We start from the raw sequence: 22,254 nt of genomic DNA on the forward strand, positions 1-22,254 counted from the left end.
CTTATTTAGGGGGAAGAGAAGATGGAAGTACATAAAGCAATTACAGCACATTCTCGTAAACAAAATGAAAGTGTAAAAGCATGTTTACAATTAGATGCGCAGCGTGAAGCAGCTATTGAAGCAGCCGTATCTCTTGCGTCAAAGGGGAAAGAATTTTCGGTTGATATCATTAATGTTGTAACAAAGCAAATTAATGATCTTGCAAAAAATGGTGTTACACTGCAGCGTAAACTTGTTACAAAAGATATGGTTATGGAGTATGTAGGTCGTTTGCAAGAGAAAGAAGGTCGTTAAAGATGGTTGTTACAGTCGAATGGTTACGTGAGCATATAGAAGATGAGAATGTCCGTATAATCGATTGTCGATTTGATTTAGCGAATCCTAATTGGGGTAGAGAGAAGTATGAGGAAGAACATATTCCTCATGCGTTATATTTTGATTTAAATTTAGATTTATCAAGTCCTGTAGCAGAACATGGTGGCCGCCATCCATTGCCGAATATTGAGGAGTTTGCAGACAAGCTTTCACAGGCCGGGATTGATGAACATACGACAGTGATTGCGTATGACAGTCAAGCTGGTGCAATGGCTTCTCGTTTATGGTGGTTATTAAACTATGTAGGACATGAGAAAGTGTATATATTAGATGGTGGATTTCCAGCTTGGAAAGAGAATGGATTACACACAACGCCGAATATCCCAGTTATTGCACGAAAACCTTTTATACCGGAAATACAAGAAAATATGCTTGTAACGATGGAAGATGTGAGAGGGAAAATTCGTGCAGGTGCAAATATGACATTAATTGATTCTAGGGAATCAAAACGTTATGCTGGTGCGGAAGAGCTCGTTGATTCGAAGGCAGGGCATATTCCGACGGCAGTAAACTATTTTTGGAAAGATGGGATTTTAGAATCGGGACACTTTAAAAACGAAGAGGAACAGCAAGGGCGTTTCCAAAATCTTGATAAAGAGAAGGAAACAATCGTATATTGTGGTTCTGGTGTTACAGCGTGTCCGAACATAGTTGCATTAAAATTAGCTGGTTTTCAAAATGTTAAATTGTATACAGGTAGCTGGAGTGATTGGATTTCTTATCCAGAAAATCAAATTGTAAAAGAAGAAGATTAATCACTTGCATGCAAAAATAATTTGTATTAAAATAAGGTCACAAGCAAGAGATTGCTTCAAAAAAATTATATTTTACACATTGGAAACAATGTGATAATATAACGACAAGTAAATAATACATCCTGCGGTGTGCGTAACTTATTTATGTCTAAAACCGATGTTAGTTTTACGGAAGCTCAATATTTAGTGACCATTATCAAGCCTTCCTTGTGGAGGAAGATATACGGTAACTGTGAGGGCATCCACCTGCGAGTAGCGGGTTTTTGGACATTTACGAGAGACGGCACTTGCGGGGGTCTTATTTCAACTAATAGTATATAAAATTCCTACGGTGTACGTAGCTTGTGTATGTCTTAAACCAATAAGTATAATGCGGAAGTTCAATATTTAAATGTAGATAGCAGGCCATCTTTTTAAGAAGGAAGTTACAAACATTTGTGAGAACATCCACCTGTGAGAGCAGGTTTATGGACATCTATAGATAACGGCATATGTGGGACTATATAAAAAACCTTACGTTTTATACGTAAGGTTTTTTTGTTGAATAAATATACTCATGTTATCTCGATTTACCTGTAAAGTTCCCATAATAAATATAGCACTTACGGTCTTCATCAATTTCTCTTGAATCGAGGGTGAATTCCAAATGTATTCCATCCCGTTGAATATATATAATATCTGAATGGAGAGAGGGTAATATATCCTCGTAATTCCAAATATCTTTACTTTCTATCATAATTGAGCAGGTTTCCTTTAGTTCTCTAATTTCAAAACCTATGTGCGAGTATGTAGGATCTGAAGGGTCGTTGGAAAAAACTTCTTTTTGTATATATAACACTGCTGTTCCGTCTGGATCTACTGAAGTTGCAGTAACGATATATGTATTTCCATCTTTTGTAAAATATTCACAAGTCATGCGCGCGACAATTTCAGAATTAGAAATATTTGCGTAGTTCCATAAAGCTGGATACCCGTTTGTTTCATCATTGAGCCGATATTCCAATCGCATTTTATCCCTCTTCTTCCTTTTTCTTCTACTTTATCATGACATCTTATATAATAGAAATATAATTTAAAAAGGGGAGTGCAAAGGTGACAAAAACGAAATGGCTAGTAGGTGGTGTCCTAACATCTTTAATGACGGGCACTTTATTTGGCTGCGCGCAAGATATTCCCCCCGAACCGAATGATAATAGTTGTTCTGATTGGGATTGGGATGATGAGCTTGGTGTTTGGCAGTGTGATGATAGTAGTTCAGGTTATCGTGGACATTACTTTTATGGTGGTACATACTATCAAAATAAATCCACCTTCAAAAATTCATCAGAGTTTAAAACTTATCAATCTTCGGCCGAATTTAAGGGTGGAATTGGAAGCGGTTCAAAGGGAGGATTTGGGGGCTAACATATGTCGCAATATATAAGGGATCGAAAAGAGTTTTATTCGAAATATCCGAATTTTTGGTCGGATTTATATGAATGTGAGTATAGTTTGTTTCATGTTTTCCCGATAACAGAGCAAACGATGAAACAATTACAAGTAGCAACTGAACGAATGGGGAAAATATTTTTTAAGACTGCTAGAATTCTTCGGAATTTATCTAATGAACAGCTTCTTGAACTCGGTTTTCCAACTGCAAGCTTGCCTTTTATTAGACTGAAAGGGATGTATCCTGAATCTGTTATTTCACGATTTGATTTTGCTTTAACAGAGGATAATTGTATTAAAATGCTTGAGTTTAATAGTGATACTCCAACTTTTATTGTGGAATGCTTTCAAATGAATGGAAAAGTTTGTGAAGAACTTGACTATGATGATCCAAATGCAAATCAAGAGCGCTTACTTTCTTCTGGTATTACAAAAGCCGTAATGGAGTTTACAAAAGGAATGGAAGATCCAAATGTTGTTTTCACAGCTCATCCTGAACATATAGAAGATTGGAATACGACTATGTATTTGAGTAGGCTATGTCATGTTGAAAATAAAGTAATGCCAATGACAGAACTTAGAATTACAGATGATGCTTTAGTAGATAGAGATGGTGTACCAATTGATGTTTTGTATCGCCAAACATATCCAATTGAAGACTTAATTGAAGATCAAGATCCCGAAACGGGGGATTTGGTGGGAGTAGAACTTTTGCAACTTGTAAAAGAAGGAAAGCTTTTTATTATAAATCCTTTGTCGGCCTTTTTACTTCAGCCGAAATCAATTCAATGTCTTATTTGGGGATTAGCAGAAGAAGGTGCTTTTTACACAAGTGAGGAACAAAAGTGGATTAAAGAATATATGCTTCCTACATATTTAGAGCCAGATTTATTTTTTGGGAAAAGTCCGTTCGTTCAAAAACCTTCTTTCGGTAGGGAAGGTGACACGATTACGATTCGTGATAAGGATACAAATATTATGATTCGAAATGCACATGAAACGTATAAATCGTCACTGCCTATATTTCAGAAATATACAGAGCTTCCAGTTGTATTTTTGGAAACTGAAAAAGGAATTGAGAAGCTGTCGTACGTGTTTGGGGCTTTTTTAATTGCTGGAAAAGCGAGCAGCATCGGTATACGTGCCGGAGAAAAAATTACGGGAAATGAATCGTATTATTTACCGGTAGGTATTAAGAAGGAGGAAAATAAATGATTAATTTTTTACTATATTTAGCAGTATCACTTGTACTTTTGTGTATCGGTCTTTTTCTTATGGAAGTGACAACGAAAGTTAAGGAATTTAAGTTAATGGCTCAAGGGAATAAAGCGGTAAGCTATGTACTTGGAGGAAGACTACTTGGTCTTGCTATCGTTTTATATTCAACGGCTGCTAATTCTATTTCAATTCTTGATATGGTTTCATGGGGAGCTGTTGGGATCTTAGCTCAAATTATTGTCTTTTATTTAGCGGAATGGCTTACACCACGTTTTAATATTAATAAAAGTCTTGAAGAAGATAATCAAGCAGTTGGTCTTTTCCTTATGTTTTTATCACTTTCCATCGGAATTGTAATTGCTGGTTGTGTAACGTATTAAAACCCTTACATTTTAACGTAAGGGTTTTATTTTTCATTTGCTAATTTTTTGCAATATGTGTTCAATTAATTTATGTAGCCGAACGCTGAGCAGGATGCGTATTAGTGTACTAAACTCGAGATAGTTATTGTAATAAGGAAAAGTTTCCATACAAAGTGTTGACATCTATTTTAAATAAGAGTAACATTTTCTATGTAATTATAATAAGTCTCTGTTAGGTGAGGCTCCTGTATAGAGAAATGCTACTGCCCAAAAATGTCGAGAGACGCCAATGGGTCAACAGGAATGATCGAATTAAGGTTTTTCTTAACGTAGCTGGTAATGAACCTATGCTATACAGTGCTAAAACTCGGCGAGGGAGAGGTCCATAGATTTCTAATTGTATTATATTAGGAATCGCTTATTTGTGTATGCAATGACCTTTGCTCTCTTATGAGTAAGGGTCTTTTTTGTTAGCAAGCTATGAGTAATTTCATAGTATAGATTATAACTAAAAAATTAAAGAGGAGGTGAGGAGCATGTCAAATTCTGACTCGGTTCCGTTACCCATATACTTCAAATCAAAAATATATGATGTAGGCAGGAAACGACTTGTTCCTCCCTCTATATTTATCATAATGTAGCGTTTATTCGAGTATTTAAGCGCTAGACACTTTCACAGTAAAGTGGATAAATTGAGAAACAAAGCGTTTCTTCCTATGTTGTAAAGGAGGAGACGATAATATGTTATATGTAAATAAAAGTGTGGGTAACACTTCGTATAAATTAAGTAAAAAAGCAATGAAAGAACAAACAATGCTTCAAAAAAATAAAGATTTATTAATTGAAATCGCAACAAGAGATGTAAAATCTGTATTTGCGTATTTTAAAACAACAAGAGACGGACTATCTATGAAAGAGGCACAAAAGCGTATTCAAGTATACGGACGAAATGAATTAACTTCAAAAAGAGCGCGTATTGCGGAAGTAATGATGAAGCTAAGTGGAATGATCCCAGGTCTTTCAAAACAAAATATGGGTGATGAATTACAATGTGAAACAGTTACTGTTTCTAGAGTAGCTGGCTGTAGCGTAACAGGGCTAAACAGTGAACTAAAAATGATGAAATTACCAGTACAAGAGCTTGTACCTGGAGATATGATTTTTCTTGCAGAGGGCGATACAGTGCCAGCAGATGTACGTATTATTTATGCAAATGATTTATTAGTAAATGAATCTATGCTGACAGGAAACGATGCTAGTATTGAGAAATTTGAAAGTTGCTATCATCTTGAACGTAAACGATTTATTCCATTAAAACGGATGAAAGACTATAATCCACTTGAACTTGAAAATGTATGTTTCAAAGGTACGTATATTGTTGACGGAAATGCAAAGGCTGTAGTTGTTTCGACAGGTAAAAATACGTATTCAGGAATACTTCATACTTGCTACGGTAGAATGTCTTAATGTGTTAATGATGCTAAATATACAAAAACAATGTATAATAGACAAAGTTGAACAAAAACGTAGAATGGTAATCTATATATAACCTTACGTGATAACGTGAGGTTATTATTTTTTGTTAGTAGGAGAGGAATTATGAAAAAAGTATTATTAGTTGATGGTATGGCACTATTATTTCGTGCTTTTTACGCAACAAGTGTATATGGACAATTTATGAAACGACAAGATGGTACCCCGACGAATGGGATTCATGGTTATATGAAGCATTTATTAACAGCAACACAAGCAATCGAACCAACGCACATTGTAACGTGCTGGGATATGGGAAGTACGACATTTAGAACGGAATCTTTCTCGAATTATAAAGCAAATCGTGCAGCACCGCCGGAAGAATTAATTCCGCAATTTGATTTAGTGCAAGAAATGACTGCGAAATTATCTATGCCTGTAATCGGTATGAAAGGTTATGAAGCGGATGATTGTATCGGTACGCTTGCAAAACAATATTGCAATGAAGCGGAAGTTTATATTTTGACAGGTGATACAGATTTACTTCAACTTGTTGATACGAATGTTACAGTTATGCTTCTTCGTAAAGGAATTGGAAATTACGAGTATTACACACCGGAAAAAATCATGGAAGAGAAAGGTGTAGAACCTTGGCAAATTGTTCATGCGAAAGCTTTCATGGGAGATACAAGTGATAATTATCCGGGTGTAAAAGGTATTGGTGAAAAAACAGCGTATAAGCTGATTCAAGAATACGGGACAGTATCGGCAGTGCTAGAAAATATAGCATCATTAACGAAAGCGCAGCGCACAAAAATTGAAAGTGATTTAGAGAATTTAAATATCTCTTTACAATTAGCGCAAATTCATTGTGAAGTTCCAATTTCATGCTTATTAGAAGAAGGATTACACACAATGGACGAAGAAAAACTACGCTTTGTTTGTAACGAAATGAATTGGGGAAGACCTGAAATATTAATTAATATGCTTTAAAGAGCATGGAAAGGTTGATCAAATATATTTTTGATTAACCTTTCTTTTTTTTGTTCACAAAGTTGTCAGAAAATAAACGGAATTTTCATCTGAAGTTCAAATGGAATTCACAACAATCAATTATTATAAGGACACACAGATAAATCCTTATCCCGCATTAACGGGAGATAGGACTTCTATCTCAGTATTATAGCTGAATAAAGAGTGATGATGGAAGAGTAACTCCCTGTAAAAGCCCGATTGATGTAGGCTAATAATTAGTGAGGGTAAATCCTCTCATTGATTAAAGTTTCAAGTTATCTTTTATATAAACCATCCCCCAAGGAGGAAAATAAACATGCGAAAAAAAGTGAGAAAATCCTTTAAACAATTATTAATAGAAAATAAACAATCCCTACTAACTAATAAAGAGAATATGAAAGAAATTGAAGAACGGATTGAGAAACGACATGTAGCATATAGTGCTGCTAGCAATTGATAATTTTGTTTATGAAAAAAGCTTGTAGTTTGGATATTATCCGAACTACAAGCTTTTTCTTTTTTGATTAACGCCACCAAATCCAAGTCCAAAAGTAATTTCGTATATTTCGAGGAGTAATGCGTATGAAATGTTCACCGTCAAAGAAACAATTTAAATTTGGAAGTGTTTCATCTGGATTTTCTGGAATAAAGGTGACGATGTTTTCGTTACTTGTAATGGTTACTGTGATTGGTGGATCGGTAGGAGAGACTTGAAGTTGTAAAGAAACGTTTGCCGTGTTTTTAAATTCATTATTAATAGGTGGACTTATCACTTGTACTGTGAATAACACGATAATTGTTTCGTTCGGTTCCAAATTAGTAGCGACTAGGAAACCGATATTCGGATTCGCTAGTGGAGAGCGTTCCCCATTAATGAAGACCGTACCGTTCATAAATTGTAAACCTGCTGGAATGGTGTCTTGTAATGAAATATTTGTAATTGAAAATTCCGAAGTATTCGTAATATGCACCGTATAATCAAAATATTGGTTTAAATAAGCTGAGCTAACGGAAGCGTTTTTAAGCACAGTTGCAGTTATAAATTGAACTGGTATACGAACAATATTCGAATTAACGATGAAAGTAATAATCGGATCCTGTGGTGTCAATTGGAAAGCAGCTGTAACTGTTGCGGAATTGATAATTGTACTGTTTGAAGGGATAGAAGTTACGAGAACTTTAAATGTTATAGTTGCTACTCCATCTGCCGATAAGGAACCAATGTTAATACCAGTGTCTGGTCGAATATTTGGAAATAGTATTCCATTAATTGTTACACTATTTTCAATAAATGTTGTACCCGCTGGAATCGTATCTAAAATGGAAGTACTTATAGTCGGAATCGGAGAATGATTAAATACGTCTAGTGTGAATGTAATGATATCTCCTGTAATAGTAATAGATTTGTTAGCGATTTTTGCAATACCAACCATTGGATCCACTATTGTTGTTGTGACGACATTTGTTTGCTTTGTAATTGTAATAGGTGGTTCATTCGGATCAATGATAACAGTATAGGAAACAGAAGCATCGTTATTGATTGCAGGTAGAAGAGTCGAAGAAGATATTGTTACTTGGAACGTAATGACAACAGATTCATTAGGAGCAAGGTTTCCTAATGGAATACCATTTTCAGGATTCGCATTAGGCTGATTGATCCCGTTAATCGTAACACTGCCAGTAATGAAAATTGTATCTACTGGTACGGTGTCTATGGCAAGAAGGTCTTCAATCGTTACATTACCGCTATTAGTAATTGTAATTGTATACGTTAAAGTTTGACTAGGTAATGCATTCGTGGCATTAACAGATTTTATGGCAACGATATTATCATTTTGGACAGTTGTTGTGACAGTATTTGTTGTAGTCGTATTTGTAACAGGTAAGTTATTTGGATTGACTATATAGTTAAAAGTAGTAATTGCTTTGTTGTTGAGTTCATTTGGTGTTGGAATAGAAGTTACAGTTACTTGGAATGAAGCGATGGCATCTCCACCTATAATTATAGTACCAATTGGTATGCCGCTTACTGGATTAACTCCCGGAACAGTTTCTCCGTTTACAATGACACTATTTTCTATAAACGTAGTACCTTGAGGAATAATATCTTGAATGACTACATCATCTGCTGAAACATTACCAGTTTGATTTAGTGTAATCGTATACGTTAACGTATCACCGACCGTTGCAAATGCAAGGTCAACAGTTTTATTGCTATTTAAATTCGCGTGATGAATTTCTGTTACGGCAGCTGATGAAATAATAGTTTCAGTAATAGGTGGCCTATCTGGTACCGTGTATTCATATTCAATTGTACTCGTGTTAGAGATTGGATTTGTTTGCAGAATGGAAGTAACCCGGACTTGGAATAGAATAGTTGCTGTCGTATTAGGCGGAATGTTATCAATTTGTATACCGCTAAGTGGATTGTCATTTGGACGAGCGGTGCCATTCACAATAACACTGTTCTCTATAAAGCTCGTATTTGCTGGGATGATATCAGTAACGATAATGTTTTCTGCTTGTATATTCCCATTGTTTGTGATGGAAATTGTGTAAGGGATGATAGTTTGTAGGTCAGCATATTGGATAGGCGTTGTTTTTGTTGCAATTACATTAGCAGAAATAACTTCAGTGAAGGTAATATTACTAGTCGATATTTGTTCTTCACCATTAATTGTATAACGAGAAGTGGATTGATTTTGAATACGACCGCTAGCTGGAAGAGCTAATACAGTAACGGAAAACGTGACTGGAATAGAAACGTTAGGTGCAATCATTCCTACAAGTATACCAGTACTTGGATTCGCGTTAAGCTGAGGAATATTATTTACTAAAACGCTACCGTCTATAAAGGTTGTTCCATCAGGTATGTTGTCTGTAAATACAACAGCAGTAGCATCTGTATTTCCTATATTCGTTAAAGTTGTTGTATAAGTTAAAATGTCGCCAATCGTTACAGAAGTCGAATTAACAGTTTTCAGTGAAACGATATCGGCATCATTAATTTGGACGAAAGTAGTATTGGAAGTAGTAGATTTTTGAATTGGTGCAAAGTCAGGATTGAAAATAAAGTCGTAGACGATGTTTGCAGTATTAGGCATTGGATTTAAAGCTGGTAAATTCGTAACGGAAACTTGGAACGTTATTGTAGTCGCTTGCCCTGACGCAATATTAGGAATGAAAAAGCCGATATTCGGATCTGCTGCAGGAAGTACAGTGTTGTTAACTGTTACACTTCCCGGAATAAATACTGTTCCATCTTCTATAGTATCTGTAAAAAAGATGGAGTTAGTTGTAGTAGATCCGTTATTTTGAATGAATACTGTATATTCAATGGTGTCATCCATATTAGCTAATACTTTATTAGCGGATTTTGTAGCGATAAGAATAGCATCAATAAATTGTATATTTGTAGTATTGGAAGAGGTCGTTTCTGAAATTGGTGGTGCGCTTGGTTCCGGTTGATATTCATAGTGTATAACAGCGATATTATTAATAGTATTTTGTGCAGGTATAGAGACTACATTTACTTGGAACGTAACAATAATCGTATTATTTGGAAGGATAATACCAAGATTGATACCGGTAATTGGATTTTCGTTAGGTCTTGGTATGCCATCTACAAGGATGCTATTTGGAACGAATGTGGTGCCAGCAGCAATTGCGTCAATTAGGAGAGTATTTGTAATAGGTACTGTACCAGCGTTTGTAACGGCGACTGTATATGTGATGATTTGACCGATGCGTGTAATGGATCTATTGGCGGATTTAATTGCACTAACATTTGCCGTCCGCACTTCCGTGTTTACTGCATTTGATAACGATCTACGCTGAATAATCGGAGAGCTAGGGTCAATTTGGTATTCGTACGAAGTGTCTGAAATATTAATGACTGTATTGCCGGACGGTATATTTGTAAGTTGTACTTGGAATGAAATAGTGACTGTTTCATTTGGTTGTATCGTGCTGAGAGTTACTCCGTTTTCAGGATTCGCGCCAGGCTGAATCACATTATTTATTGATAAGCTATCTTCAATGAATATAGTACCTTCTGGAATGTTATCAATAAACACGGTATTGTTAGCTGGAATGGTTCCTATATTTTGTAGTGTATTTGTGTAGGTAATAATTTGCCCAATTGATACGAAAGTTACATCCGCGCTTTTAACAGAAATAATATTTGCATTTTGAAGTGATGTTGTAACAATGTTAGAATTTGCAGAGCGATTCACCGGTGGAGCTGTAGGAATACTTACATATTGGTAATTTCCAGAAGATTGATTTACAATTTCGGTTTCAGTAGGTGGATTGTTTGTTTGCACTTGAAATAGTATCGTTTTGGAACTGTTTGCTGGAATTGTTCCAAGTGGTATTCCGTTTTCTGGATTTACACCTGGCTGCAGGACACCATTAATTGTGACACTATCGGAAACGAATGTAGTCCCAGCTGGAATAGAATCTGTAAAAATAATATTTATTGCGTCAACATTGCCGATATTTTTCACTTCAGAAATATAAAGTATAGTTCCGCCAATATCTACAGTTATTGGATTGGACGTTTTTGTAACTGTCAATTGTGCTTGCACGAAATTTGTAATGACAATATTACTTGTAGATGTTTCAGTAATAGGCGGTTGTCCTGGGTCTAGTTGAATTGTATATGTTGTATTAGATTGATTTGTAATCGATTCTTGCGAGAATGAATCGTTAATAAGAATTTGGAACGAAATAAGGTGAGTAGCGTTTGCTACTAGGTTAGGCAAAGCAACCCCTACATTTGGATTTGCACCAAGTATAGCTGTTCCATTAAGTGTAAAACTATTTTCTACGAATGTAGTCCCTTCTGGAAGCGTATCTGAAAATATGAGATTAGTAGCTGGAATATTTCCGGTATTTTCTAGCGTTATCGTATAGGTCAAAATGTCACCGGTTGTTGCTTGTTGTGCATTGACAGCTTTTAAAGAAAGAACATTCGCATCCGAAATTTGTGTGAAAGCTGGATTAGAAGTAATTGTACGAGAGATGATAGGAGAGGTTGGATCGGCGATAAAAGTATAGTCAATACGGGCTGTATTAGAAATTGGATTCACGCTTGGAATGGATTGAACGATAACTTGGAATGTGACGGTGACGATTTCTGACGGCGCGATGGCGTTTAATGGTATCCCTACGTTTGGATCGGCACCTGGAACGGAAACGCTATTAATGGTCACGCTATTAGGAATAAATGCAGTTCCTTCAGGGACCAAATCTGTTAAATTAACTGTATTTGCAGTTGTATTTCCGTTATTTTGAACGACTACTGTGTAAGTGATTGTACCGTTAGTAGATTGTACGAGAGAATCTGTATTTTTAATTACGGATAACGATGCATCAACGACAGCTGTATTAACCGTATTAGATGAGGATGTTGCTGTAACTGGAGGTTGACTTGGGTCGACAATATAAGTGTAACTTGTAAGTGCTTGATTTATAATCGCTCCTTGCGGTGGAATAGAACTTGCAAGAAATTGGAACGTAATAGTAGCAGAATCACCTGGTGCGATAATACCAACTGGAATACCGAGAGTTGGACTTGTATTTGGAAGTGAAATTCCATTTAACGTAACGCTATTTGGAACGAATACTGCACCTACAGGAACTCCGTTTATGAGCAATACAGAATTTGCAGGGAAGTTTCCGGTATTTGTTAATGTTGCTGTATACGTAATTATATCTCCGATGGATACGATTGATCGATTTGCTTCTAAAACAGTAGTAACGGTAGCGTTATTAATTTGTGTTGAAGCGCCATTAGAATTTATTGTGCTTGTAACAGGAGGAGCTGCCGGGTCAACAATGAATGTGAATTGAATAGATGCAACGTTTGTAATTGGGTTTGAGGGTGGAGTAGATGTGACTATGACTTGGAAAGTAACAGTTAAGGAACTGTTCGTACTAACGGTTCCGATATTAACTCCGTTATTTGGATTTGCCCCTGGAATGATACTTCCATTTACAGAAAAACTATTTTCAACAAAGGTCGTTCCAGCTGGAATAAGATCTGAGAAATTTACATTCGTAGCGTTTGTATTGCCGCTGTTTTGAATCAAAACTGTATAAGTGATTGTATCTCCGATATTCGAAAAGGCTGTATTAGCAGTTTTTACAGCTGAAAGTATTGCTGAATTAATAGAAGTAACGAAGACGTTCGTCTCCACATTGCCAGGCTGAGCCTGTAATGAATTGCCTACGTTATATTGGAAGTTAACAAATCCTAAGTTTTGGAGTTCAGGTGTGAAGGTTGTTGGATTGCTTATTATTTGAACTTGGAATACGATTGTTACAATTTGATTTGGATTGATTGTATTTATGCCAACACCGTCAATGATAGAAGCATCTGGCAATGAAGTACCATCAACAATGACTGATCCTGCAACAAATTGAGTCCATGTCGATAAATGGTCTGAGAAAATAACGTTGTTAGCAGGAATATTTCCTACGTTTGAAATAGTGGTTGTATACGTAATTGTATCGCCAATTGTTGCAAATGATTTATCACCTATTTTAATAGTAGTTAAAATAGCACTTTCAATTTTTGTTGAAACGTTATTAGAAGTAATATTTGTTGAAACGGGAGGATTAGCCGGATTAACGATATGTTGAAAGCTAACGCTAGCTTGATTGGTAATTGGATTTATAGGCGGGATTTCATTTGCGGTAATATGAAATTCTACAATGACAGATTGGTTTGGCGCAATTTCACCAATTGGAACGCCTGTAATTATATTTGCATTTTGGATAATAGTTCCGTTAAGTGTAAAACTATTCGTTTCAAAAGAAGTTCCGTCCGGAATAATGTCGGTAAAAAGAACATTCGTCGCGCTGGCATTCCCACTATTTGTAATTGTGACGGTGTATACAATATCCTGCCCGATATCTACCGTTGACACATTTGAATTTTTTTTTGCAGTAAGAATAGCACTATTAATTTGTGTTGTCGATGTATTAGATTGATTAGCGGTTGAAATAAACGGCTGGTCTGGGTCAACAATATAACGGTAAGTGGTAAGAGCAGAATTAGAAATAGGATTGTTGAGTGGAAGAGTTGTAACGGTAGCTTGGAATGAGACGGTTACTACATCACCACCATTAATAGGTCCGATATTTACACCAGTAAATAAATCAGCGTTTGGAATGGTTTGCCCATTAACTGTGAAACTATTTGGATCGAAAGTTAAATTGCTATCAAGAATATCAATAATAGTTACATCAGTTGCAGCCACATTCCCTGTATTAGGAAGGTTAAGTGTAAATGTTATTGTATTACCAACATCGGCAAAAGCAAGATTTGCTGTTTTTGTACTTATAATATTTGCGTTGTTTATTTGAAGAAGTGTAGTGTTAGAATTAGCTGTATTTGAAGCGGGAGGATTATTTGGATCAACAGTAAACTCATAATTCGTGGATGCTGTATTCGGTGCTGGATTAATAGGTGGAATGCTGTTAACTGTAACTTGAAAGACAATACTATATATTTCATTTGGTGGAAGTGTTGCAAGTAAGACACCTAAATTCGGATTTGCATCAGGTTGTAGAATACCATCTACAGTTAATGTGTTAGGAATAAATGTGAGTCCAGTTGGTAATATATCTGTGAATACAATGTTAGTAGCATCTGTATTACCTAAATTCGCAACAGAAGTAGTGTAAAAAGCAGTTTGCCCGATATCTGCAAAGGATACACTTTCATTTTTGGTCATGGATAATATGGCTTCTCTAATTTGTGTTGAAACGGGATTACTAATTGAAGTTTCTGCATCAGGTGGTGAGACTAATTGGTACGATGTTGATGAGAAATTTACAATTGGGTTTTCGATTGGTAATGATGTTACAGTAACTTGGAATGAAACGGTTACTGTAGTCCCAGCCATTATAGGTCCGATGTTTACACCGTTCACTGGATTTGCATCACTTTGAGGAATTCCATTAATAGAAAATGTGTTTGCAATAAATGTAGTTCCGCTTGGCACGGTATCTGTGAAAATAACATTTTGTGCGGAGGAATTTCCGTTGTTTGTTAAAGTGACAGTATAAGTGAGTGTGTCTCCGATACGACTAAAGGATTTATCGACTTGTTTCGATGAAAGAATGGTAGCTGTATTAATTGTAGTAAACACTGTGTTTGAAGTAACATTTCTTGAAACAATTGGTGCATTTGGATCGGCGATAAATGTGTAAGAAGCAGTAGCGGAATTGGCAATAGGATTTTGAACTGGTGCAGAAGTAGCGGTAACTTGGAATGATATAGATATAGAACTGTTAGGAGCGATAGTTCCAATCGTTATGCCTATATTTGGAGTTAGACCAATTTGTCTGATGCCATCTATTGTAACGCTATCAGTAATAAACGTTGTGCCACTTGGTATTAGGTCAGTAAAGGTGATATTTGTCGCATTTGTATTACCGCTATTCATTAAAATTGTTGTATAGGTAATGGTATCACCTAGTGTTACAAGTGTTTGGTCGACCGATTTTACCATCGTAATCATAGCGTCAAGTACAGGGTTTGTAACAATATTCGTTGTAGTAGAAGTTGTAACAGGAGTGCCGTTTGGATCAACAGTATAAGAATATAAAATTGTATCGTTACCCATAATCGAATTCGACGGAGGAACAGAAAGAACATTTACTTGAAAAGTAATAATGACTGTTTCACTAGGGTTGATATCTGGTAAGGATACTCCAAGTGCTGGATTGGCTCCAGGCAGGGCAGCTCCGTTTATTGTGAAGGAATTAGGAACAAATGAAGTACTAGCAGGAATAGCACCTGTAAAGATCATATTAGTAGCCTTTGTGTTTCCTGTATTTGTAATATTCGTTGTATACGTAAGTGTATCGCCAACAGAAATAACAGACTTATCAACACTTTTTGTCGTAGTTAATATGGCACTATTGATTGTCGTAGTAACGGTATTAGATGAAGTGGTTTGTGATATAGCTGGTTGACTTGGATCGACAATATGCTGAAATTGTACGGAACTAGAGTTAGAAATTGGATTGATACTTGGTATAGTTGTAACAAGAACTTGAAATAGAATGTTTACTGTTTCTCCTGGATTGATATCTCCAACTGTTATACTATTTGCCGGATTACCGATTTGCTGCGTGCTTGAGTCCTTTATAAGTGTTCCTGATATAAAGGAAGTTCCTTCGGGAAGGATATCAGTAAATAGCACATTTTGTGATGCTACATTTCCTGGATTACTTAGTGAAATTGTATAAGAAAGTGTATCACCAGTAGTTGCAAAATTTTTATCTACAGATTTAACCGCCACAATTTCCCCTGAATTTATTTGTGTCGAAACAGGATTGGATGTTGTACTTCGTGAAACAAGTGGTAAATTAGGTCCGGTCATAAATTGATAATTAATAGAAGCACCGTTTACAACCGGTGAGTTTGGCCCCCCAGGTCCGATTGTGAAAATTGGATTTGGAATACTAACTACTTGCACGCGGAAGGTGACGTTTATAAAATCTTCGGCAATAATATCCCCAATTGGTATACCATTCGCTGGATTTACCCCAGGTAATGAAACCCCACCTACTCGAACGCTATCTTCTATAAATACTGTATTATTTGGAATCGGATCTGTAAAAATGATATTAGTAGCAGTCGTGTTCCCGACATTTTCTAGTAAAACAGTATACGTTAAAAATGAATTTCCAGGTGCGATGTCAGAAAAGATACGATCCACACTTTTCGTTGCTTGAATGATCGCTTCATTTATTTGAACTAAGACCGGATTACTAGTAGCTGTTTCTGTAACAGGCGGCTCGGTAGGGTCAACAATGATAGAGTACGTTGTGCTAGATTGATTCATCGTAGGGTTTGAAGCTGGTATTGAACCGACAATAGCTTGGAAGCTAATGGTTGTCGTTCCTCCAACTGGAATTGGGTCTAAAGGAATCCCGCTATCTGGCCTAAATCCAAGTTGTGGGATGGTGTTAATTTGTACGCTATCAGGAACGAATGAAAGTTCAGTTGGTAATATATCTATAAAAACAGGCGTATTTGCAGTTGTATTTCCGCTATTGGTAAGGGTTGTTGTATACGTAATTGTATCTCCAACAGCAGCAAATGTACTGTTTGCAGCTTTTGTTGCGATAACAGAAGCAGTATTTACTTGTGTAAAAGTTTTATTGGATTGAACTGTTCGTGAAACAGGCGGTTCATTTATATCTACAATAAAGCTATATAGAAGCGATGATTTGTTCGGAATTGGATTAGGGTTTGGAAGTGTTGTAATGTTTACTTGAAAGCTAAGTGTAACCGATGCATTTGAATTTATGTTACCAATATTGATACCGTTTTGTGGATTTGCATTTGGGACGGTTACACCATTTATTTTAAAGCTATTTGGGACAAAGGTAGTACCATTTGGAATCATATCTGTAAAAACAATGTTGTTAGCAGTTGTATTTCCTGTGTTTGTAACAGATGAGGTGAATGTAATCGTATCACCAATCGTAGCGAAAGTTGTACTCGCATTTTTATTTAAAACTAAAGTAGCATCAACAATTGGAGTAATGGTCGTGTTTGTTACAGTGCTACCAACAGCAGGTGATTGGTTTGGGTTCACTGTATATTCATAATTTACAAGGGCATTATTTGTTAATGTGCCACTAGATGGTATCGCTAAAATTTGTGCTTGAAAAGTAATGAATACAGTATCTCCTGGCGGAATATCTGCTAAGTGAACACCAAGTGATGGATCTAGTCCTGGTTGTGGAACATTATTGATAGTTACGGAGTTTTGGACAAATGAAGCGCCCGCACCAAGTCCATCTGTTAAAACAGTTGCACTAGCAGGGATATTACCTGTGTTTGTAACTGCAATCGTATAGGTAACGATATCTCCAATTGCAGCTGTCGGTGTATTCACTGATTTAGTAGCGACGATCGTAGCGTTATTAATTTGAGTTGTTATTACGTTACTTAACGCATTGGCGGATGCTGGAGGTAAGTTAGGATTTACGACATATTGGTACGTTGTATTACTTTGGTTCGGGATTGGATTTGGACTAGAGATGGAATTTACTATTACTTGAAATGAGATTGTTGTATTTGTATTGGGGTTTATTGGATCAATTGCTACGCCATTTGTTGGATTTATATTAGGGAGTGTAGTACCATTTACTGTTACACTATTTGGAATAAATGAAGTCCCACTTGGAATGGCATCTGTAAATACTATATTTGATGCAAGTGTATTCCCGCTATTCGTTAAAGTAGTCGTGTACGTAATAATATCATTTACGTTAGCGAACTGTTTATCTGCAGATTTTGCAGCGGTGATCGTAGCGTTATTAATTGTTGTTTGTACCGTGTTAGAAGCCACCATCTGCATTACAGCTGGTTTGGATGGATCGTACGTATATTGGAATGTTGTGCCTGATTGATTCGTAATCGGATTTACAGCAGGGATATTTGGTACAAAAACCTGGAATGAAACGGTACGTGATGAATTCGCCCCTATCGTACCGATAAAAATACCATTAGCAGGATTTGCGTTGGCTATAGGGACACCGTTAATCGTTACAGTATTAGGAAGGAAGATGGCACCAGTTGGAATGATATCTGTAAACGTTACATTAGAGGCAGGGATATTGCCGTTATTCGTTAAAATCGTTGCATACGTTATGACATCGCCAACATTAGAGAAGTTTGTGCTTGTTAGCTTCGTTGCAACAATATTAGCAGTATTAATTTGTGTAGTTACAATATTACTAATAGCATTTTTCACAACAGCAGGTAAATTTGGATCGGCGATAAAGCTATATTGAAGTGCAGCGCTGTTTTGAACTGGGTTTGGTGAAGGTATTCCACTTGCACTAATTTGGAAGACGATTGTTGTAATTCCGCCTGCTGGAATTGTACCAACTTGAAGACCGACATTTGGATCGGCGCCTAGCTGTAAAGTACCACCTATAAAAATACTATTTGGTACGAGAGTCGTACCAGGAGGTAGTATATCGGTAACAATTACATTATTTGCTGGAGTATTCCCAGGGTTGGCTAAGGCAATTGTATATGTGATTGGTTGCCCAACATCAGCGATAGTTAAATCTACATCTTTGAAAATAATTACATTTGCTAAATTAATTTGTGTACTTACAGTATTACTTAAAGATGTTTCTATAATTGGTGGATCACCTGGATTTAGAACGAAACTATACTGTGTACTCGATGAATTAGTTGTTGGATTTTGGGCTGGTAAAGCAGTGACAGTTACTTGATAAGAAACGGTAATTAATCCGCTAGCAGGAATAGAAGGTAACAGGACACCGATATTTGGATCTGCATTGTTTTGCAAAACGCCATTAATAAGAAAAGTATTTGGAATAAAGGTAGTACCATCTGGATTTATATCTATGAAAGTAGGATTATCAGCAGAAACGCTTCCTGTATTAGTTAAAGAAACGGTATAAGTTAATATATCTCCAACAGTAGCGAACGCTCGATCCACTGTTTTTGCCGAAATTACATTTGCATCATTAACTTGGATAAATGTAGTGTTTGTAGTTGTGTTTGTACTTACAGGAGAAACGTTTGGATCAACGATAAAGTTATAGGAAACGGAAGCACTATTCAAAATAGGATTAGGGTTTGGAATACTAGTTATTAATATTTGGAATGAAGCTGTAATTGTAGTATTAGCATTGATGCTACCAATATTGATGCTAGCTGGTGTTGCGCCCGGCTGAGTAACACCGTTAACTATAACACTGTTCGGTACAAAGGAAGTGCCATTCACAATGAAATCGGATAGTAATACATTGTTCGCTGTAACATTTCCATCGTTTGTAAGAGCAAAGGTGTAAGTTAATCCATCTCCAACTTCCGCAAACGTTTGACTTACAGATTTATTAGCATGAAGATTTGCTAGTCTAATTGTTGATGTAACAGAATTAGAATTTGCTGTTTTTGAAGTTGGTGGCAGGCTTGGGTTTACAGTGTAAATATAAGAAGCGAAAGCATTATTAATGATAGGGTTTTGTGCAGTAATATTGATAACTGTTACTTGGAAAGAGAGGGTAACAGTAGCTCCACCAGGAATTGTACCAATAGGTAAGGCAACGAGAGAATCTACATTTTGCAAAACTCCGTTGAGCGTTACAGAACCTAATGTTAATATCGTTCCATTTGGAAGTGGATCTGTTAGTTGAACGTTAGTTGCAGCTGTATTTCCACTGTTTGTAATAAGAATTGTATAACTGATTGTTTCGCCAATTGTAGCAAATTGTTTATTTGTTGATTTTGTTAATGTTAAATTCGCATTGTTAATTTGAGTCGAAACGAGATTAGAAGAAATGTTTTTTGTAGTGGGTGATTGGCTAGGATTGACGGTATATTGATAAGAAGCACTTGAACCATTAGATACGACATTTGACGCGGGTATTGTGTTTACTACTACTTGAAATGAAACAGTTTTTGTGGAGCCAGTTGGGATCGATCCAATGTTCACACCGTTAGTGGGATTTGCGCCCACTTGTGTCGTGCCATCTATTGTTAAACTGTTAAGAACAAAAGTTGTTCCGGTAGGAATGACATCTGTAAAAATAACATTGTTCGCATTCGTATTACCTGTTCCTGTAAAGGCAACAGTGTAAGTCAGTGTATCGCCAATATCTGCATAGTTTTTATCTACTGCTTTTGTCATTGTTACAGTAGCATTATTCACTTGAGTGGAGACAATATTTGTCGTATCAGTTCCACTTACTGCCGGCTGATTTGGTACAGGAATGTATTGATATGTTGTTGTACCACTATTTAATATTGGATTTGTTTGGGGGATAGAAGGAACGAATACTTGAAAGGAAATGGTAGTAGTAGAATTTGCAGCAATAGATCCAATTGATATACCATTAGCAGGATTTGCTCCCCCTTGAGTAACCCCGTTAACAGTTACACTCCCTGGAATGAAAGTAGTCCCGCTAGGAATCGGATCCGTATATATAACGTTCGTTGCAGCGATATTTCCTATATTAGCTAAGGCAATACTGTAAGTTAACGTTTCACCAATATCGGTAAAAAGTTTGTTAACTGATTTTGTGCCATTAATATCTGCGAGGTTAATTTGTGTTCCTGCAGAGTTACTTGTTGCAAGACCGTTAAAAGTCGTTCCTCCGGCAATCGGTGTATATTGAAATGTAATATTCGCAGTGTTAGAGATAGGATTTTGACTTGGAAGAGAAACGACAGTCGCTTGGAAAGCTACTGTACGAGAAGAGCCATTATTAATTGTCCCCAGAGATATACCGGCGACCGGATTTGCGTTTGTTTGTGGTACGTTATCTATCGTTACGCTTCCAGGTATAAAGGAAGTACCGTTAGGGAGAACATCTGTAAAAGTAACGTTATTTGCAGGAAGAAGCCCGGTGTTAGGAACAGTAACTGTATAGGTTAGAATATCTCCAATTGTAGCGACACTTTTATTCACGCTTTTAGTTGCTTGTATATTAGGTGAGTTTATATTGATTTGTAAACCGACTGTATTTAACATATATGCATCCCCGTTAGTAGTTAAACGAATTGAGGCAGATACTTGGGAATTTGTTAAATAAGGAGAAATATCAATGGAAGTAATGTCCCATCCTTGTCTTCCAGCGGAGATATTTGTACTTGTAGAGGCACTCTGGTTTCGCGTTCCAAATGTACCAGTTGTATCTAAGTTCCCTGCAGCATTATTAATTTGAGAACCGAAGAAATTATTAACAGCATTATTTGGCCCAGATAATGCATTTAATGAACTGAAATTTGGTCCAAATAAAGCTTGATCCCCAGTTAAATCAGCATCTCCTTCAGTAGAACTTAAAAATAATCGCCCGCTTACAGGTCCTCCTGCAGGTGTTAAAAACCCTGAGACAGATACATCTGCACTACCAGTTTCTACAGAAACGCGGTTACCAGCTACGTAAATTGTTAAATTTCTTGCGGGTAAGGAACCGTTTTGATAAGCGACAATGAGTGTCCATCCTGCAGAATTAATTGCTCCATTAGAAGCATCTAAAGGATCTACAAGTCCAGGAACAGAACCTGTTGTATAAGAGCCAGATCCAGCAGCTTGAACGATTGACGTTACATCTGCTGAACGTGTATAAAATCCAAATGTGACAGATCCAGAAACGAATGTTTGATTTGAAGACGTAACAGCGGAAGGGGTAATCGAGTATGTTGAAACAGGTGTTGTAAAAGAAACTGGGTTTCCTAATACATTCGTAATGTTTTGATCACGAGATAAATAGTTCCCACCCCAAACGAGTTCGGCGTAAAGAATAGTACTACCAGCAGGGATATTTAAAAGAGCGGTAGAACTATTTTGTGTATAGTTTAACGTTGTACCAGCAGGAAAAGTAGGTACTTGTAAAGCAGTATTCGTAGTTACGAATGCACCAATTGCACCGATTGTACCAGCACGGTTTAGATCGCTAATTTTACTTAAACCTAGTGTGTTTCCTGTAATAGCGAGTGCGCCGTTAGTGGTGGTAGAAAATCGATTCGTAATGGGCATGTTGTCACCTCATTTACAATAGAGTCTTGGTCAAAATAGGATATGTGTGTAACTGGTAAAGGGAAACATGTA

Annotated in this window: 10 protein-coding genes, 2 other RNA genes and 1 riboswitch; of the genes, 10 read left to right on the plus strand and 2 right to left on the minus strand. The window is 36.5% G+C overall.

Annotation, left to right across the window (positions count from 1 at the left end; translation table 11 throughout):
- Positions 1 to 21 precede the first annotated feature (21 nt).
- The 4 genes from MKY70_RS08320 (at position 22) to ssrS (MKY70_RS08335) (ending at position 1,634) form a co-directional block, all read left to right on the plus strand.
- Positions 22 to 294: a YpbS family protein gene (locus MKY70_RS08320; protein WP_002030845.1), complete on the plus strand. Its 273-nt coding sequence runs from the start codon at positions 22 to 24 to the stop codon at positions 292 to 294.
- 2 nt (positions 295 to 296) lie between these two features.
- Complete coding sequence (locus MKY70_RS08325) at positions 297 to 1,130, plus strand: sulfurtransferase (protein WP_088030903.1); 834 nt, start codon at positions 297 to 299, stop codon at positions 1,128 to 1,130.
- A 116-nt stretch (positions 1,131 to 1,246) separates the two neighbouring features.
- Positions 1,247 to 1,429: non-coding RNA, 6S RNA (gene ssrS, locus MKY70_RS08330), on the plus strand.
- A 21-nt stretch (positions 1,430 to 1,450) separates the two neighbouring features.
- Positions 1,451 to 1,634: non-coding RNA, 6S RNA (gene ssrS / locus MKY70_RS08335), on the plus strand.
- Positions 1,635 to 1,689: 55 nt separating this feature from the next.
- On the opposite strand, the gene MKY70_RS08340 is transcribed toward ssrS (MKY70_RS08335), so the two are convergent.
- On the minus strand, positions 1,690 to 2,139 hold the full coding sequence (locus MKY70_RS08340; protein WP_088030904.1) for a hypothetical protein: 450 nt from the start codon (positions 2,137 to 2,139) through the stop codon (positions 1,690 to 1,692).
- Between the two features lie 83 nt (positions 2,140 to 2,222).
- On the opposite strand from MKY70_RS08340, the gene MKY70_RS08345 reads away from it, so the two are divergent.
- The 6 genes from MKY70_RS08345 (at position 2,223) to MKY70_RS08370 (ending at position 7,082) form a co-directional block, all read left to right on the plus strand.
- Entirely contained in the window at positions 2,223 to 2,534 is a 312-nt protein-coding gene (locus MKY70_RS08345; protein WP_002126505.1) for a hypothetical protein, read from the plus strand.
- 3 nt (positions 2,535 to 2,537) lie between these two features.
- Positions 2,538 to 3,773, plus strand: a complete 1,236-nt coding sequence (locus MKY70_RS08350) for a glutathionylspermidine synthase family protein (protein WP_088030905.1) — start codon at positions 2,538 to 2,540, stop codon at positions 3,771 to 3,773.
- Positions 3,770 to 4,156 (plus strand): DUF350 domain-containing protein, encoded by a 387-nt coding sequence (locus MKY70_RS08355; protein WP_002086561.1) that lies wholly within the window; start codon positions 3,770 to 3,772, stop codon positions 4,154 to 4,156. Before MKY70_RS08350 ends, MKY70_RS08355 begins: the two co-directional genes overlap by 4 nt.
- 203 nt (positions 4,157 to 4,359) lie before the next feature.
- Positions 4,360 to 4,525: riboswitch (M-box (ykoK) riboswitch) on the plus strand.
- 354 nt (positions 4,526 to 4,879) lie between these two features.
- Positions 4,880 to 5,605, plus strand: coding sequence for a P-type ATPase (locus MKY70_RS08360; RefSeq protein WP_002189031.1), 726 nt, complete (start codon positions 4,880 to 4,882; stop codon positions 5,603 to 5,605).
- A 132-nt stretch (positions 5,606 to 5,737) separates the two neighbouring features.
- Entirely contained in the window at positions 5,738 to 6,604 is an 867-nt protein-coding gene (locus MKY70_RS08365; RefSeq protein ID WP_002135339.1) for a 5'-3' exonuclease, read from the plus strand.
- Positions 6,605 to 6,941: 337 nt separating this feature from the next.
- Complete coding sequence (locus tag MKY70_RS08370; RefSeq protein ID WP_001228051.1) at positions 6,942 to 7,082, plus strand: FbpB family small basic protein; 141 nt, start codon at positions 6,942 to 6,944, stop codon at positions 7,080 to 7,082.
- A gap of 67 nt (positions 7,083 to 7,149) precedes the next feature.
- Here the strand turns inward: MKY70_RS08370 and MKY70_RS08375 are convergent, their stop codons facing one another.
- Positions 7,150 to 22,182, minus strand: a complete 15,033-nt coding sequence (locus MKY70_RS08375) for a DUF7507 domain-containing protein (protein WP_341074488.1) — start codon at positions 22,180 to 22,182, stop codon at positions 7,150 to 7,152.
- Positions 22,183 to 22,254: the final 72 nt, after the last annotated feature.

Origin of the sequence: Bacillus sp. FSL R9-9492 (assembly GCF_038007365.1) — a bacterium.
In the GTDB taxonomy this organism is placed as follows: Bacteria; Bacillota; Bacilli; order Bacillales; family Bacillaceae_G; genus Bacillus_A; species Bacillus_A mycoides.

Excerpts from the sequence above, each read along its gene's own strand:
- MKY70_RS08370 (WP_001228051.1), top strand. The coding sequence starts at position 6,942 with ATGCGAAAAAAAGTGAGAAAATCCTTTAAACAATTATTAATAGAAAAT.
- MKY70_RS08365 (WP_002135339.1), top strand. The coding sequence starts at position 5,738 with ATGAAAAAAGTATTATTAGTTGATGGTATGGCACTATTATTTCGTGCT.
- MKY70_RS08375 (WP_341074488.1), bottom strand. The coding sequence starts at position 22,182 with ATGCCCATTACGAATCGATTTTCTACCACCACTAACGGCGCACTCGCT.
- MKY70_RS08355 (WP_002086561.1), top strand. The coding sequence starts at position 3,770 with ATGATTAATTTTTTACTATATTTAGCAGTATCACTTGTACTTTTGTGT.
- MKY70_RS08360 (WP_002189031.1), top strand. The coding sequence starts at position 4,880 with ATGTTATATGTAAATAAAAGTGTGGGTAACACTTCGTATAAATTAAGT.
- MKY70_RS08320 (WP_002030845.1), top strand. The coding sequence starts at position 22 with ATGGAAGTACATAAAGCAATTACAGCACATTCTCGTAAACAAAATGAA.
- MKY70_RS08325 (WP_088030903.1), top strand. The coding sequence starts at position 297 with ATGGTTGTTACAGTCGAATGGTTACGTGAGCATATAGAAGATGAGAAT.
- MKY70_RS08350 (WP_088030905.1), top strand. The coding sequence starts at position 2,538 with ATGTCGCAATATATAAGGGATCGAAAAGAGTTTTATTCGAAATATCCG.
- MKY70_RS08340 (WP_088030904.1), bottom strand. The coding sequence starts at position 2,139 with ATGCGATTGGAATATCGGCTCAATGATGAAACAAACGGGTATCCAGCT.